At 58.6% G+C, this 13,611-nt stretch carries 16 protein-coding genes and 1 tRNA gene; 3 read left to right on the top strand and 14 right to left on the bottom strand.

Annotation, left to right across the window (positions count from 1 at the left end):
* Nucleotides 1-5 precede the first annotated feature (5 nt).
* The gene (locus J7382_RS00665; RefSeq protein WP_209066430.1) at nucleotides 6-1,430 is read left to right on the top strand and encodes a sulfotransferase family 2 domain-containing protein; all 1,425 of its coding nucleotides are present in this window, start codon (nucleotides 6-8) and stop codon (nucleotides 1,428-1,430) included.
* 69 nt (nucleotides 1,431-1,499) lie between these two features.
* Here J7382_RS00665 and J7382_RS00660 read toward each other — a convergent pair whose 3' ends face one another.
* The 7 genes from J7382_RS00660 to J7382_RS00630 form a co-directional block, all read right to left on the bottom strand.
* Nucleotides 1,500-1,964 carry a PTS sugar transporter subunit IIA gene (locus tag J7382_RS00660; protein WP_209066429.1) on the bottom strand — a complete coding sequence of 155 codons (465 nt, stop codon included), beginning with the start codon at nucleotides 1,962-1,964 and terminating at the stop codon, nucleotides 1,500-1,502.
* Nucleotides 1,965-2,005: 41 nt separating this feature from the next.
* Nucleotides 2,006-2,575 carry a ribosome-associated translation inhibitor RaiA gene (gene raiA / locus J7382_RS00655; RefSeq protein WP_209066428.1) on the bottom strand — a complete coding sequence of 190 codons (570 nt, stop codon included), beginning with the start codon at nucleotides 2,573-2,575 and terminating at the stop codon, nucleotides 2,006-2,008.
* A 268-nt stretch (nucleotides 2,576-2,843) separates the two neighbouring features.
* Nucleotides 2,844-3,602 carry an LPS export ABC transporter ATP-binding protein gene (lptB, locus tag J7382_RS00650; RefSeq protein ID WP_058238869.1) on the bottom strand — a complete coding sequence of 253 codons (759 nt, stop codon included), beginning with the start codon at nucleotides 3,600-3,602 and terminating at the stop codon, nucleotides 2,844-2,846.
* A gap of 2 nt (nucleotides 3,603-3,604) precedes the next feature.
* Complete coding sequence (gene lptA, locus J7382_RS00645; RefSeq protein ID WP_223229149.1) at nucleotides 3,605-4,087, bottom strand: lipopolysaccharide transport periplasmic protein LptA; 483 nt, start codon at nucleotides 4,085-4,087, stop codon at nucleotides 3,605-3,607.
* 3 nt (nucleotides 4,088-4,090) lie between these two features.
* Complete coding sequence (lptC, locus tag J7382_RS00640; protein WP_209066427.1) at nucleotides 4,091-4,702, bottom strand: LPS export ABC transporter periplasmic protein LptC; 612 nt, start codon at nucleotides 4,700-4,702, stop codon at nucleotides 4,091-4,093.
* 5 nt (nucleotides 4,703-4,707) lie between these two features.
* Entirely contained in the window at nucleotides 4,708-5,682 is a 975-nt protein-coding gene (locus J7382_RS00635) for a KpsF/GutQ family sugar-phosphate isomerase (RefSeq protein WP_209066426.1), read from the bottom strand.
* A gap of 45 nt (nucleotides 5,683-5,727) precedes the next feature.
* The gene (locus J7382_RS00630) at nucleotides 5,728-6,339 is read right to left on the bottom strand and encodes a ribonuclease D (RefSeq protein WP_209066425.1); all 612 of its coding nucleotides are present in this window, start codon (nucleotides 6,337-6,339) and stop codon (nucleotides 5,728-5,730) included.
* Nucleotides 6,340-6,491: 152 nt separating this feature from the next.
* Here J7382_RS00630 and J7382_RS00625 point away from each other — a divergent pair, with 152 nt between their 5' ends.
* Nucleotides 6,492-7,247 (top strand): hypothetical protein, encoded by a 756-nt coding sequence (locus tag J7382_RS00625; protein ID WP_209066424.1) that lies wholly within the window; start codon nucleotides 6,492-6,494, stop codon nucleotides 7,245-7,247.
* A gap of 27 nt (nucleotides 7,248-7,274) precedes the next feature.
* On the opposite strand, the gene J7382_RS00620 is transcribed toward J7382_RS00625, so the two are convergent.
* From J7382_RS00620 to J7382_RS00605, 4 genes are all read right to left on the bottom strand, one after another.
* Complete coding sequence (locus tag J7382_RS00620) at nucleotides 7,275-8,006, bottom strand: amino acid ABC transporter ATP-binding protein (protein WP_209066422.1); 732 nt, start codon at nucleotides 8,004-8,006, stop codon at nucleotides 7,275-7,277.
* Complete coding sequence (locus J7382_RS00615) at nucleotides 8,006-8,839, bottom strand: amino acid ABC transporter permease (RefSeq protein WP_058238875.1); 834 nt, start codon at nucleotides 8,837-8,839, stop codon at nucleotides 8,006-8,008. The genes J7382_RS00620 and J7382_RS00615 overlap by 1 nt, the downstream gene beginning before the upstream one ends.
* A 1-nt stretch (nucleotide 8,840) precedes the next feature.
* Nucleotides 8,841-9,656 (bottom strand): ABC transporter substrate-binding protein, encoded by an 816-nt coding sequence (locus J7382_RS00610; protein WP_209066420.1) that lies wholly within the window; start codon nucleotides 9,654-9,656, stop codon nucleotides 8,841-8,843.
* Between the two features lie 217 nt (nucleotides 9,657-9,873).
* Nucleotides 9,874-9,960, bottom strand: a tRNA-Leu gene (locus J7382_RS00605).
* Nucleotides 9,961-10,183: 223 nt separating this feature from the next.
* On the opposite strand from J7382_RS00605, the gene J7382_RS00600 reads away from it, so the two are divergent.
* Nucleotides 10,184-11,164 (top strand): complex I NDUFA9 subunit family protein, encoded by a 981-nt coding sequence (locus J7382_RS00600; RefSeq protein WP_209066419.1) that lies wholly within the window; start codon nucleotides 10,184-10,186, stop codon nucleotides 11,162-11,164.
* An 87-nt stretch (nucleotides 11,165-11,251) separates the two neighbouring features.
* Here the strand turns inward: J7382_RS00600 and J7382_RS00595 are convergent, their stop codons facing one another.
* The 3 genes from J7382_RS00595 to J7382_RS00585 form a co-directional block, all read right to left on the bottom strand.
* The gene (locus J7382_RS00595; protein ID WP_209066417.1) at nucleotides 11,252-12,031 is read right to left on the bottom strand and encodes an ion transporter; all 780 of its coding nucleotides are present in this window, start codon (nucleotides 12,029-12,031) and stop codon (nucleotides 11,252-11,254) included.
* A 103-nt stretch (nucleotides 12,032-12,134) separates the two neighbouring features.
* Nucleotides 12,135-12,977 (bottom strand): sterol desaturase family protein, encoded by an 843-nt coding sequence (locus tag J7382_RS00590; RefSeq protein WP_209066416.1) that lies wholly within the window; start codon nucleotides 12,975-12,977, stop codon nucleotides 12,135-12,137.
* Entirely contained in the window at nucleotides 12,974-13,522 is a 549-nt protein-coding gene (locus tag J7382_RS00585; protein ID WP_058238879.1) for a TetR/AcrR family transcriptional regulator, read from the bottom strand. Before J7382_RS00585 ends, J7382_RS00590 begins: the two co-directional genes overlap by 4 nt.
* Nucleotides 13,523-13,611 lie beyond the last annotated feature (89 nt).

Below are 13,611 nucleotides of genomic sequence, written 5' to 3'. Positions count from 1 at the left end.
TACGTATGACCAAAGCGTTTGACTATTTTGTGGTGTTTGCAGAGATGCGCACCGGTTCCAATTTTCTTGAGGCAAATATCAATCGGTTTGACGGCCTGAGCTGTCACGGCGAAGCCTTCAACCCTTATTTCATCGGCTATCCAAACAAAGACGCGCTGTTGGACATCACGCTTGAGCAGCGCACAGAAGATCCTCATCGCCTGATCACAGCGCTGAAAGCCACCGAGGGGCTGTCAGGCTTTCGGTTTTTTCACGATCATGAACCCCGCGTGTTGGAGACCATCCTGTCTGATCCACGCTGCGCCAAGATCGTACTGACGCGCAATCCGCTGGACAGCTATGTCAGTTGGAAGATCGCACGCGCTACGGGCCAGTGGAAATTGACCGACGTGCGTCGCCGCAAAGACAGCAAGGTGCGGTTTGATGGGCCCGAGTTCAAACAGCATGTCGAAGAGTTGCAGGATTTTCAGGTCACCTTGATGCGGGCCCTGCAGGTCAGCGGGCAAACGGCGTTCTATGTGGCCTATGAAGATCTGCATGATTTGGACGTGATGAATGGGCTGGCGCGGTTTCTGGGCCATGCCGGCACGCTTGACGCGCTGGATGACAAGATGAAGCGGCAAAACCCAAGCCCGCTGTCAGACAAAGTGTCCAATTTTGGCGACGTGTCGCTGGCGCTGGCCGATATGGATCGTTTCAATCTGACGCGCACGCCGAACTTTGAGCCGCGTCGGGGCGCAGCTGTGCCCAGCTATGTGGCCTGTGCGGTTGCGCCTTTGCTGTATCTGCCGATGCGGTCTGGCCCGCAGGAGACGGTGACACAGTGGATGGCGGCGCTGGACCATGTTGCGCATGATGGGCTGATCCATGATTTCAGTCAGAAGACCCTGCGCCAGTGGAAAAAAGCGCATAAAGGGCATCGCAGCTTTACCGTGGTGCGCCATCCGGTGGTGCGGGCCCATGCGGCTTTCTGTGACTGTCTGCTGGCGGCAGAGGAGGGCGTGTATAAGAAGATCCGCCGGATGCTGCGGCGGATTTACAAGATGCCCATGCCAAGAGATCTGCCGGGGCCAGACTATGGCGTAGAGGAGCATCGCGCCGCCTTTGTGGCCTATCTGGAGTTTGTGAAGGCGAATCTCGCGGGGCAAACCAGCATTCGCCAAGATGCCCATTGGGTGAGCCAATCCACCGCCATGCAGGGATTCGCGGATCTGGCTTTGCCGGATATGATTCTGCGGGAAGAAGAACTGGTGAGCTATCTTCCGGCCTTGGCGATGCAGGTGGGGCGTCTGGATGCGCCGGATCCGGAGGAGGTGGCACCACGGCATCCGGTCTCGCTTGAGGCCATCTACGATGAAGAGATCGAGCGCATGGTGCAGGACATCTACAAACGGGATTATATCGCCTTTGGCTATGACAGCTGGAAATGAAAACGCGCCGCGAGGGGGATCCTGCGGCGCGTAATTTTTGACCTGAGCCCTGATTTCAGTCGGCCTGTTTCAGGCGGCTTGAACCTTGTCGGCCTCTGTCAGGATCATGAACAGCTTGGCCGGATCTGGATTGGCTCGCAGTTTGGCACAGATGGCCGACTCCCGCAGTTGGCGTGACACGCGGGCCAAAGCTTTGAGGTGTTCGACGCCGGCGGCTTCTGGCGCAAAAAGCGCAAAAGCCACATCGATTGGCTGACGGTCTACAGAATTGAAATCCACAGGTTTTTCCAACAGGATAAACGCGCCGACCACCCGGTCCAGCCCGTCAAACCGCGCATGTGGCAAAGCTACTCCGTGCCCCACACCTGTGGGGCCGAGGTTTTCACGTTCTTGCAGGGCTTCCACAACCGGTTGGGCAGGAAGCCCATAGGCGGATTCCGCCAGGTCGCCAAATTCCTGAAGCAAACGCTTCTTGCTTGAGGCGGCTGTGATAACACGTACCGCCTCTGGCTTGAGGATCGTAGAAAGGTCCATCTTGCCTGTGTCTCCGGAGTGCGCGGTCTGTGCGCAATCGCTTATGCCTGCGGATCAATCCAGCCTATGTTGCCATCTTCCCGGCGATAGACCACGTTCAATCCGTCTTTACTTTCATTCTTGAAGACCAGTACCGGCGATCCCGCGAGTTCCATCTGCATCACCGCTTCACCAACGCTCAGAGATGGGATTTTGGTTTCCATCTCTGCGACGATGACAGGTTGCAGCGTATCTGGCTCGGCCTCATGTTCTTCAGCTTCAGGCGCGAGGATATACGAGGATGCCCCCAAAAGTTCAACCGGATCCTGACGTTCCTTATGGTGATCCTTAAGCCGACGCTTGTAACGGCGCAGCTGTTTGTCCATTTTTTCTGCACATCCGTCAAAAGCGGCATAAATTTCAGTAGAATGCGCTTTGGCTTGCGCGGTCAGGCCGGTGGACAGGTGGACAGTCGCTTCGCACATGTATTCATGGGCGTGTTTTGAAAACGTGACGGTCGCGTCGGTCGGGCGGCCTGCGTATTTTTCCAACACACTGCCAAGCTCTGTTTTGACATGTGTCTGCAGCGCGTCGCCAACGTCGATCTGTTTTCCGGTAATCTGATAGCGCATCCTGTCTCCTTTTCGATGACATGTCGGACCACGAGCTTGAACTGCCCGTTATCAGTTAGGTCCGAATGCTGGAATTGGACATCTGAGCTCCTTGCGAGTGATCCGGCCTTGGTGAGAAGGCCGCCATCATCACAGCGGGGAGTCGATCAAATGTCATACCTGTATTTGAGTAGCACAGGAGTTAAGAGTCAATGACCGAGCGTAAGTTTGTGCGATTTTCCGCAGACCGGCAGACAGGGGTAAGCGTTGCGCACGTGCTTGGCGAGGTTCAGGAAATGCGAAAGTTCTCGCCCAGATAAACCCGCCGCACATTTTCGTTCTCCACCACCTCTTCAGGGGTGCCCGACATCAGCACTTTGCCGTCATGAAGGATATAGGCGCGATCCACGATTTCGAGGGTCTCACGCACATTGTGGTCGGTGATCAGAACACCGATGCCGCGTTTCTTCAGATCCGCGACCAGATGGCGGATATCGCCCACTGAAATCGGATCCACCCCGGCAAAAGGCTCATCCAGCAACAGGTATTTTGGATCTGCTGCGAGGCACCGTGCAATCTCCACGCGACGACGCTCCCCGCCGGAGAGAGCCAGCGCAGGGGCGCGGCGCAGGTGTTCGATGGAGAACTCTGACAGCAACTCTTCAAGGCGCTCACGGCGTTTGTGGCGGTCCCTGTGGGTGATGTCGAGAATGGCGGTGATGTTGTCTTCAACCGACAGGCCGCGGAAAATCGACATTTCCTGCGGCAGATAGCCAATGCCCAATTTGGCGCGGCGGTACATCGGCAGCGTGGTCACATCGCGCCCATCAATGGACACGCGCCCGCCTTCGGGCACCAGCAGTCCCGCCACGGCATAAAATGTAGTGGTTTTGCCGGAGCCATTTGGGCCTAAGAGAGCGACCACTTCGCCGCGCTGCAATTCCATGCTGAAATCCCGGATCACAACCCGCTTGCGATAGGCTTTGCGCAGGCTTTCCACGTGCAGGCCGGAGCTGCCTGTTGTGACAGAGAGATCAGGTTTGGACATGGTTACTCAGATTTCAGAACGGTTTTCACACGACCGACCAACTGGGCGGTGTTATTGTTGAGGTTCAGGATCATTTTGTCAGCGGAAATGGTGGTCGCAGCCTGAAGCACAGTCACATTGCCTGTCATCACCACATTGCCACTTTCGATGCTATACACCGCCTCATCGGCTTCAGCCGCATCGGTGCCCTGCACCAAAAGCACATTGCCGGCCGCCACCAGCCGTTCAATGGCCTGATTGTCGTCGGTGTAATGCACATTGACCTGATCCGCAGTCATGCGCATGTCGCCCTGTGAAATATCGACCTTGCCCTCAAATACGGCGCTGCCGTCTGATTGGTTGACCGACAGGCTTTCTGCGGTGACTTCCACCGGCAGGCCCGTGTCCTGTTCGGATTTGCCAAAGCCCAGCTGCAAACCCTGCGCTGTGCCTGCAACCGGCGTTAAGGCCAGCAAAATCATCATCAACAGTCGGAACAATGGCACAGGTCACCTCTTGGTCTTTGTGGGCGTGTATACCAATTGCACGCCTTTTGTGAAAAACAAATATATTTCATTGTTTTCCCCGGAGGGCCGCAGCGCCATGCGCCCTGCCGTCAGCGTGCCCAGCGCGCTTTCGGCCCGCACGTCGCCTGCGGTGTCTGCGCGGGCATCGGTCAGGCCGAAGGTCATCTCGTCGGTCAGAATGGTGAAGCCATTGCTGGTGAGGATTTCCACATCCCCTTCCAGAATCACCTCCTCAAAGCTGCCGTCCATATCGCCTGCTTCGGCACGGATGGTCACTTCGGTGCCATCCTGCGTTGTCAGTAGCGCGCCGATCTGATCGGCAATGATGCGCGATGAGTCTTCTTGGTCAGGCCGGGCTGTGGCCGAGGTCACAGTGATGTCGTGGCCCTGTTCGGTGCGGCCGGAAAAATAGGGTGCGGTGATCTGGCGGTCGCGCAGACGCTTTTCCAGTTCCACGTCAGCAAAAGGAATGGCGCTTTCCAGATCCACTTCCTGAGAGACGAGAAACAGGGTCGACAGAATGCCAAGCGCCGCCAGCGGCAGGATCACCTTCAGCCCGGCGACCAGATTGGAATATGTCAGCCGCCGCCGCATCCCGCTCAGCCCAGACCCGCCCGCAGGCAATCATGGATGTGCAGCAGGCCCACCGGCTTGCCGCCTTGCTCTGCATCCACCACAAACAGACAGGTGATCTGACGCTGGTTCATGATGCCCACGGCCTCCTCGGCCATGGCACCGGGGGCGATGGTCATCGGGGCCGCCGTCATGACCTGATCTGTGGTCTGCTGCAGAATGCCGTCCATCTTACGGCGCAGATCCCCATCGGTGATGATCCCGGTCAGGGCGCCATTGGCATTGGTGATGCCAACCACGCCAAACCCTTTATCACTGATCTCGTCCAGCGCGGCGGGCATCGCCGTGTTCTCTGCGATCAACGGAACTTTGGCACCGGTGTGCATCAGATCTTGCACCAGCGTGAGCTGCGCCCCAAGTTTGCCACCGGGGTGGAAGGCACGAAAGTTCTCTGGTGTGAAGCGGCGATGTTCCATCAGAGCCACCGCCAGCGCATCCCCAAGGGCCAGCGTCATGGTGGTGGTCGTGGTGGGCACCACGCCGGTGCCGCAGGCCTCTTCCGCTTTGGGCAGGATCAGAGCCACATCACTTTGGGTGATGAGCGTGCTTTCCGGGCGGCTTGCCACGCCAATCAGTGGAATGTTGAAGCGCCGCGTATGTGCCACCAGATCGGCCAGCTCCGGGGTTTCACCGCTGTTGGATAGAACCAGCGCCACATCTCCTTTGGCCACCATGCCCAGATCGCCGTGGCTGGCCTCTGCGGGATGTACAAACTGTGCCGGTGTGCCGGTGGAGGCAAAGGTTGCGGCGATCTTGCGGGCAATATGCCCGGATTTCCCCATGCCAGAGACAATCACCCGCCCCTTGGCATGCAGCAGCAGCGACACCGCCTCGCCGATGTTCTGTCCGAGGCTGTCTGCCAGCGCACCGAGGGCGTTTTGTTCAATGGAAATCACCCGGCGAGCGGTTTCGAGAAAGGTCTGCTTGTCTGCGTCTGTCATGAGGTCTTCCGTGGTCCATCTGACTTAGAAAGCGGTGAGGGAGGGTTAGTGGGCAAAGATGTCCTGTTCAGGCCAGCCTGCAAGATCGAGCTGCGCGCGTGTGGGCAGGAAATCAAAACAGGACTGCGCCATGTCGGTGCGGCCTTCGCGGGCCAGACGCAGGTCGAGTTTTTCCTTCAGCGCATGCAGGTAGAGCACATCGGAGGCGGCATAGTCGAGCTGCGCCTCGGTCAGGGTTTCCGCCCCCCAGTCGCTCATCTGCTGCTGTTTGGAAACATCCACGCCCACCAGCTCTTGCAGCAGGTTTTTCAACCCGTGGCGATCGGTATAGGTGCGCACCAGTTTGGACGCGATTTTGGTGCAATAGACCGGCGCAGTCAGCGCGCCAAAGGCGTTGTACATCGCGGCAATGTCAAAACGGCCAAAGTGGAACAGCTTCAACACATCCGGATCGGTCAGCATTTTCTCCAGATTGGGCGCGCTGGTCTGACCTTTGGCCACCTGCACCAGATGGGCGTTGCCATCCCCGCCTGACATCTGAATCACGCACAGCCGGTCGCGATGCGGATTGAGCCCCATGGTTTCACAGTCGATGGCCACAACCGGGCCCAGATCGAGCCCATCGGGCAGGTCATTCTGATAGAGAAAATTCGCCATTTTTGCCTCAGCTTTCCGGATGACACGCACTTACGGTCTTCCATGGGATGTTTCAATGTTTTGCGGGTCTCTGAGCCATATCGGCCAAAGACTGCCAAATGACCAACATGAGAGGCAGGTGATGCCTTTACGAAGGTTTTGTGACATCTTACATGGCTGAGATGGATTATCGAGCACCCCTTTCCGTTGATGATGAGCTGAAAATGCTCGTGGAAACCCGCGCGCGTGAGGCGGGGCCGCGTGTGGAGAAGATGCAGGCGGAGGGCAAAATCTTTTGGATCAAACGTCCGGAAATCCTTGGCCTGCGCTACCGTCTTCAGAAGGGAAACCCGCAAAAAGCCTTTGCGCGTGAGCGTCTGGCCTATCAGGAGATGAACGCTGCGGGTGCCCCGGTGCCACAGGTCGTTGCGGATGGCGATGATTTTCTGGTGTTGCCGGATTGCGGCCCCGATCTGCGCGCGCGGCTCAATCAAGATCGGGCGGCGGGGGAGCTTCAGGACCTGTTGATGAATGCCAGTGGCGCTTTGGGTGCGTTTCACAGTCTTGGGTTTGCCCATGGGCGGCCAAGCCCCAAGGATATGTGTCTGGTGGGTGGGCATGTGCTCTTGCTGGATTTTGAGCGCTACACGCCGCGCAACAACACCCCCAACGGGCAGGCGCGCGATCTGGTGGTCTTTGCCTTCAATGTTGCGGCGCATTCTCCCAAAGTGCGCGACAGCCTGAATGAGGCCATGCGGGTCTATCGGGAGGGTGCCCCGGAGGGGATCTGGCCGCTGGCACAGCGCTGGTGCCGTCGTATGAAATGGGCGGACTGGCTGACCAGGCCCATTCAGAACCGCAAGGATGGCCGCTCCAAAGAGTTCAGCGCCATCCCTGTGGTGATGGATCTCTTCCTGACGTCGCGCTGAACAGGCCTTAATGCGATTGGAGCGCTGCTATTTGAGGGCGCGCGCCAGAAAGGCTTGCGTGTCTGGGTGTTGGGGCGCGTCAAAAAGTGCCTCCGGGGCACCTTCTTCGATCACTTTGCCGTCCTTGAGGAAGCAGACCTTATCTGCGGCTTCGCGAGCAAACGCCATCTCATGGGTGGCCAGAACCATGGTCATGCCGCTGTCTTTCAGCAGGCGCAGCACGTCCAGCACTTCGCCCACCAACTGCGGATCCAGCGCCGAGGTGATTTCGTCAAACAGCATGACTTCGGGTTTCATGGCCAAGGCGCGCACGATGGCGACGCGCTGTTGCTGGCCGCCTGACAGCTGATCGGGGTAGTGCCCCATGCGCTCCTTGAGGCCAAAGCGCTCAAACAGCTCCGTCACCTCCGGCAGCAGCGCACTGCGGCTTTTGCGATAGACCCGCCGCGGGGCCAGCATCACATTCTCCACTGCCGTCATATGCGGAAACAGATTGAAGCTTTGAAACACCATGCCAATGCGGCGACGCACGGGCTGAGGATCCAGTCCGGGCAGCGAAATATCTTTGCCATCCAGCAGAATTTCGCCATCCTCGATGGGTTCCAACAGGTTGATACAGCGCAAGAGCGTGGATTTGCCCGCGCCGGAGGCCCCGATCAGACAGACCATCTGCCCTTCTTCAATGGTGAGGTCGATGCCGTCACAGACCACGTTCTCGCCAAAGCGTTTCTCCACGCCATGCAAAGCCAGTTTGGGCATCAGGAACGCTCCCGGTTCTGTTTGGCGATCAGGTAATCCGCATAGCGGGTCGCGGGGATGGTGACCGCAAGAAAGATCACAGCCGCCCCCACATAGGGGGTGAAATTCGCCATCAGCGATTTGAACACCCCGGCCTGACGGAAAATTTCCACAGGCCCGATGAAGCTCAGCAGGGCCACGTCTTTTTGTAGCGCGATCAGCATGTTCATCTGCGCCGGGATCACGCGGCGTATCGCCTGCGGCAAGATCACAAAGCGCATGCTGTCGCCATCCGACAGGCCCAGCGATGCGGCGGCGGCGCGCTGGCTCTTGTGTACGCTTTCAATGCCGGAGCGGAAGATTTCCGCAACATAGGCGGCATAGGTCAGAATGAGCGCCAGCGAGCCCCAGATATAGGGCGAATTCCAGGGTCGGGGCAGGCCAAGGCCGGGCACGCCAAAGCCGATCAGATAGACGGTCAGCACAACGGGCACGCCACGAAAGATGTCGGTATAGGCCGCTCCCAGAATGCGCAGCGGAAACAGCGCGGGGTTGCGGGTGTCCCGTGCCAGCGCGATGAGCAGGCCCAGCACGGTGATGGCTGGCGCACACCACAGGAAAATCGCGATGTCGAGCTTGAAGGCGTCCAGCAGCTTTGGGAAGGTTTTGACAAAGACCTCCCAGTTGAAAAAGCTGGCTTTGACCCGATCCCAGCCCGGGGCCATCGGCACCAGCAGGAAAATCGCCAGAAAGACCGCCGCAGTGCTGCTGGCGGCCACGCGCAGGGCGCGGCGGCGCAGGCGGTCTTCGTGGATCTGGCGGCGGGTTTTGCCCGCCGCTTTGTCGTGTGTCATGTTATTTAATGAGCGGAACGCCTGTGGTCTGCTGCAACCACTGGGCTTCGATCTCCGCCAGTTTCCCAGTTTCCGTCAGCGAGTCGATAGCCGCATCCACACAGGCCTTCAAGGGGTTGCCCTCTTCCATCAACATGCCGAAACGATCCGGGTTTTCGGTGCGGTCTGCGGGGAACTGGCCAATCACCTTGGAGCCCTCCACCACCACGGCACTCAGATAAAGCGCGGTGGGCAGGTCAAACAGCGCCGCGTCGATCTGCCCGGCCTGCATGGCGGCTGTCACATCGGCGTTGTCTCCATACAAAAGCGGCTGGCTGCTGGGGGCGATGGTCTCCATCAGGACGGGCACCGCCGTGGTGCCGCCCATGGCGCCCCAGACAAGCCCCTGCAGGGCGGCGATGCTGGTGTCAGTATCGGCAACAGAGCCAGCGGCGAGAATCGCCATGGGGGCGGCATAATAGGGTGCGGAGAAATCCACCATCTTCTCGCGGTCTTCGGTGATGGAGAACTGTTGTAAGTTCAGGTCAAAATCTTTCGGACCGGGCTGAATCGCCTGATCAAAGGATGAGCGCACCCAGGTGACGCTGTCTGCGGCAAAGCCCATTTCGGCGGCTACGGCATAGGCCACGGCGGCTTCAAAGCCCTCACCGCTTTCCGGTGCGTTGTCCAGCACCCATGGGAAATAGGCGGGGTTGCCGGTGGCGATGGTCAGTGCGCCATCGGTCAGGGTTTTGCCATCGGCGCAATGGCCATCGGCAAAGGCGGCGGTTGCGGACAGTGCAGCGAGTGCGGTTGCGGCGAGTAGGTGTTTGGACATTGCGGCCCCCTCCAGGTTGATGTCTTGCGGCAAAACCTAGGGGGCAGAGGCTGGAAATGTCCAGCACAACCATGTGGATAGAATGGGAAACAGCGCTTCCTGCCTGATTGTGGGGCGCCGCGCGCGCCTGCAACACGGGCTTTCACAGCGCGCGATCGCCATGCGAATCACACAGCGTAAGCAGCGCATTTGCATCTCGATTTTTGGGGAAAACCAATGGTGCCCAGAAGAGGACTCGAACCTCCACGTCCATACGGACACTAGCACCTGAAGCTAGCGCGTCTACCAATTCCGCCATCTGGGCACGGGTTGGTGAGGCAGGCGTTTAAGCCTAGGGGCGGGGGGTGTCAACGCGATTCCGAATTTTTTTCAAACTTTTTTCGCGGCTCTCGGTGAGGGAGATCGCAGCATTGGCGCTAATCCACCAATTTGTCAGGGCTTTCTTGTCGCGGACGCACCTTTGATGCTTGTTCTGGGCGGCTCTGAGCGGTATTTCAGCGGGGACTAGGCAACAGCGGAGGCTTCCCATGTCCAAACTCGTCACCATCTTTGGCGGATCCGGTTTTGTGGGGCGTCACATTGCGCGGCGCATGGCAAAAGAAGGCTGGTTGGTGCGGGTGGCTGTCCGGCGCCCAAATGAAGCGATGTTCGTAAAGCCTTATGGTGCCGTCGGTCAGGTGGAGCCCGTGTTCTGCAACATCCGCGACGATGCCTCGGTGCAGGCGGTGATGCAGGGTTCTGATGCGGTGGTGAACTGCGTGGGTATTCTGGCAGATCGCGGCAAGAACACCTTTGAGGCTGTTCAGAACGAAGGCGCAGAGCGGATTGCACGGATCGCCGCAGCCGAAGGGGTTGCCACGATGGTGCATCTCTCCGCACTTGGCGCCTCTGAGGAGAGCAAAAGCAAATATGCGCGCTCCAAGGCACAGGGCGAAGCCGCCGTGTTGCAGCATATGCCCAATGCGATGATCCTGCGCCCTTCGGTGATTTTTGGTCAGGATGATGAATTCTTCAATCGGTTTGCCAGCATGGCGCGCCTTGGCCCGTTCCTGCCGATCATGGGCGGCGAGACCAAATTTCAGCCGGTCTATGTCGATGATGTGGCGCAGGCCGCTGTCATGGGCATTATGGGGGAGGCCAGCGGTCTTTTTGAGCTGGGTGGTCCGGAGGTGAAATCCCTGCGCGGCTGGATTGATGAAATGCTCACGGTGATCCACCGCCGCAAGATTGTGATCAATCTGCCGTTCTTTGTGGGGCGTCTGATGGCCTTTGGCTTTGGCCTTTTGCAGAAGCTGACCTTGGGGCTGTGGCACAATTCGGTGATCACCTCCGATCAGCTGATCCTGCTGCGCAGCGACAATGTGGTGTCTGATGCGGCCAAAGGTTTTGAGGCGCTGGGCATTCGGCCTTTGGCGCCTGAAGCGATCATGGCGGATTACCTGTGGCGCTTCCGCCCGTCAGGCCAATATGACGCCATCAAGGATTCGGCGCGCAATCTGAAGATGTGAACCAGACAGGCCAGAGTAAAACAAAGCCCCGCAGAAACAGTCTGCGGGGCTTTTTTCTTGAAGACAGCGCGCGGCACCGATCTTGGGTCAGCGCGGGGTCTGCTCTTTCAGAAGCTTTTCGATATCCGCCAGCCGAGCCAGCACTTCGTCGCGATAGTTGCCGGTTTCGGCTTCCGCTTCGACGTGGTGCGCATCCTGCATGGAGTTCACCACCAGACCCACCACCAGATTGAGCACAACAAATGTGGTCAGCAGGATAAACGGCACAAAGAACATCCACGCATAAGGGAACACTTCCATCACCGGGCGCACGATGCCCATGGACCAGCTTTCCAGTGTCATGATTTGAAACAGCGAGTAGCCGGATTTCCCCAGCGTGCCGAACCACTCGGGGAAGGCATTGCCAAAGAGTTTGGTGGCCATCACCGCTCCAATATAGAACACCAGCGCCATCAACAGGAAAACCGAGCCCATGCCGGGCAGGGCATTGATCAGCCCCTCGATCACCCGCCGCAGCGAGGGCGCGACAGAGACCACGCGCAAAAGGCGCAGGATACGCAGCGCCCTGAGCACCGCCAGCCCCTGTGCCGCTGGCACAAGCGCGATACCGACAATCACAAAATCAAAGATGTTCCAGCCATCGCTGAAAAACCGTCCGCGCTGCACATAAAGTTTGGCGATGATCTCAAAGACAAAGACCGCAAGGCATAGGGTGTCTAGTGCGATCAGCAGCGGGCCAATGGCCTCCATCAGCGGTTTTGAAGTTTCCATTCCCAGAATGATGGCGTTGAACAGGATCACGCCAAGAATGGTGTTACGAAAGGCCGGGCGCGCGATGAAGGCGCCAATTTTGTCCCGAAGGCTCATGAAATATGTCTCGCGGTTGCGCGTTGGAATGTGGCTCACGGGCCTTCATATGGGAGGGCCCCGGTGTTTCGCAACCCGCGGCCCAAATTCGGCAGGGATCAGCCTAGGGCTTCCAGCCGGGTGGTCCAAACAGGCGTCCGCGCAGTTCGCGGGCGGATTTGGCCCGTTTGATGTCGCGCCACAAAGCCGGCATTTCTGAAAACCAGACTTTGACGGGGTTCTGGCTGTCAAAATCCGTGGTCAGCCCATAGCGTGGGCGCTCCTCTTCCACCTGAAAGCTGCCAAAGAGTCGGTCCCAGAGGATCAGGATGCCGCCATAATTCTTATCCAGATATTTGGCGTCACAGCCATGGTGCACCCGGTGGTGGCTTGGGGTGTTGAGCACCCACTCCAGCGGGCCAAGCTTGCCGATCAGTTCCGTGTGCAGCCATGTCTGATAGGCCTGCACCAGAATGACGGAGCCGAGCACCACATCCGGGCTGAACCCGGCCAGCACCATGGGCAGATGCGCGATGAAAGACCACAGGCTTTCCAGCGGGCCAAAGCGCACGGCGGTGACAATGTTATAGTCCCGGCTGGAGTGGTGCACAGCGTGCTGTGTCCACAACAGGCGCACACGATGGGCGATGCGATGCTCCCAGTAGTAGGTCAGATCCGCCAGCAGAATAGCGGCGATCAGCCATGGCCAGCTTGTGGGCAGATGCCATGTGACGATTTCTGCGCTGAAGATGTAGAGCCCAAAGTAGAGCGCCGTCATCATCGTGGTTTCCAGCAAAAGATAGGGCACCTGCGTGGAGGCACTGGCCAGCATCTCCAGCCAGGTTTTGCCTTTCAGATTGCCCTTGAACCAGGCTTCGGCGATTTCGATCACAAGGATCGCCCCGCCGATCAGCAGGAACACTTCGTCCACTTGCATGGCCAGGGTGATAAAGCTTTCCGGGATCATGATTGTCCTCCTGACAGTCCAGATTGCAGCGTGCGCCACATCAGCTCCGCAGCCTCCGTGGCGGTGACATTGCCGTCGCGCACCACGGCCCAGGCGGCGTAGGTGAGCGTCTCATAGGCCTGCACAATCCATGCGGTGGGCACGGCACGGTCAAATCCACCCTCGTCTTTGGCGGCCTCGATGGCCTCGGCGAGTTCGTCAAGTTGTTGGGTGTAGGCGGCCAGCACTTCGGGCACATGATCCAGCGGCTCATTGGCCAGAAACATCTGGCGGTCGGCCAATGGAATCATCGCATCCAGACTGCGCCGCAGGGCTTCTGTGTGGCTTGAGGCATCCTGCGTGGCTGCCTCAATGGCCGTATCCAGCTCTTTCATTGCGGTGAGCGCCAACGCAGCCATCAGTTCCTCGCGTCCCTTGAAGTGACGGTGCAGCGTCGCGCGACCGATGCCGGCTTCATCTGCCACGTCTTGCAGGGTTGCGGTGGGGGTTGCAGCGAAAACGCGGAAGCCCGCCTCTAGAATACGGTTATGTGTTTTTCTCATCATGAGACAAAGATGTCTCATTTTTGCGCGGAATCAAGAGGCGGTCGCGAGAAAGCGCAATTTTCGGGTCGCCGGGGCGGTGCCTCGTGCCT

Source organism: Shimia sp. R11_0, from assembly GCF_017744035.1.
In the GTDB taxonomy this organism is placed as follows: domain Bacteria; phylum Pseudomonadota; class Alphaproteobacteria; order Rhodobacterales; family Rhodobacteraceae; genus Shimia; species Shimia marina.
This window is presented reverse-complemented; position numbering and strand designations above follow the sequence as displayed.

Excerpts from the sequence above, each read along its gene's own strand:
- J7382_RS00665 (WP_209066430.1), top strand. The coding sequence starts at position 6 with ATGACCAAAGCGTTTGACTATTTTGTGGTGTTTGCAGAGATGCGCACC.
- J7382_RS00660 (WP_209066429.1), bottom strand. The coding sequence starts at position 1,964 with ATGGACCTTTCTACGATCCTCAAGCCAGAGGCGGTACGTGTTATCACA.
- raiA (WP_209066428.1), bottom strand. The coding sequence starts at position 2,575 with ATGCGCTATCAGATTACCGGAAAACAGATCGACGTTGGCGACGCGCTG.
- lptB (WP_058238869.1), bottom strand. The coding sequence starts at position 3,602 with ATGTCCAAACCTGATCTCTCTGTCACAACAGGCAGCTCCGGCCTGCAC.
- lptC (WP_209066427.1), bottom strand. The coding sequence starts at position 4,702 with ATGCGGCGGCGGCTGACATATTCCAATCTGGTCGCCGGGCTGAAGGTG.
- J7382_RS00635 (WP_209066426.1), bottom strand. The coding sequence starts at position 5,682 with ATGACAGACGCAGACAAGCAGACCTTTCTCGAAACCGCTCGCCGGGTG.
- J7382_RS00630 (WP_209066425.1), bottom strand. The coding sequence starts at position 6,339 with ATGGCGAATTTTCTCTATCAGAATGACCTGCCCGATGGGCTCGATCTG.
- J7382_RS00625 (WP_209066424.1), top strand. The coding sequence starts at position 6,492 with ATGGCTGAGATGGATTATCGAGCACCCCTTTCCGTTGATGATGAGCTG.
- J7382_RS00620 (WP_209066422.1), bottom strand. The coding sequence starts at position 8,006 with ATGCCCAAACTGGCTTTGCATGGCGTGGAGAAACGCTTTGGCGAGAAC.
- J7382_RS00615 (WP_058238875.1), bottom strand. The coding sequence starts at position 8,839 with ATGACACACGACAAAGCGGCGGGCAAAACCCGCCGCCAGATCCACGAA.
- J7382_RS00610 (WP_209066420.1), bottom strand. The coding sequence starts at position 9,656 with ATGTCCAAACACCTACTCGCCGCAACCGCACTCGCTGCACTGTCCGCA.
- J7382_RS00600 (WP_209066419.1), top strand. The coding sequence starts at position 10,184 with ATGTCCAAACTCGTCACCATCTTTGGCGGATCCGGTTTTGTGGGGCGT.
- J7382_RS00595 (WP_209066417.1), bottom strand. The coding sequence starts at position 12,031 with ATGAGCCTTCGGGACAAAATTGGCGCCTTCATCGCGCGCCCGGCCTTT.
- J7382_RS00590 (WP_209066416.1), bottom strand. The coding sequence starts at position 12,977 with ATGATCCCGGAAAGCTTTATCACCCTGGCCATGCAAGTGGACGAAGTG.
- J7382_RS00585 (WP_058238879.1), bottom strand. The coding sequence starts at position 13,522 with ATGATGAGAAAAACACATAACCGTATTCTAGAGGCGGGCTTCCGCGTT.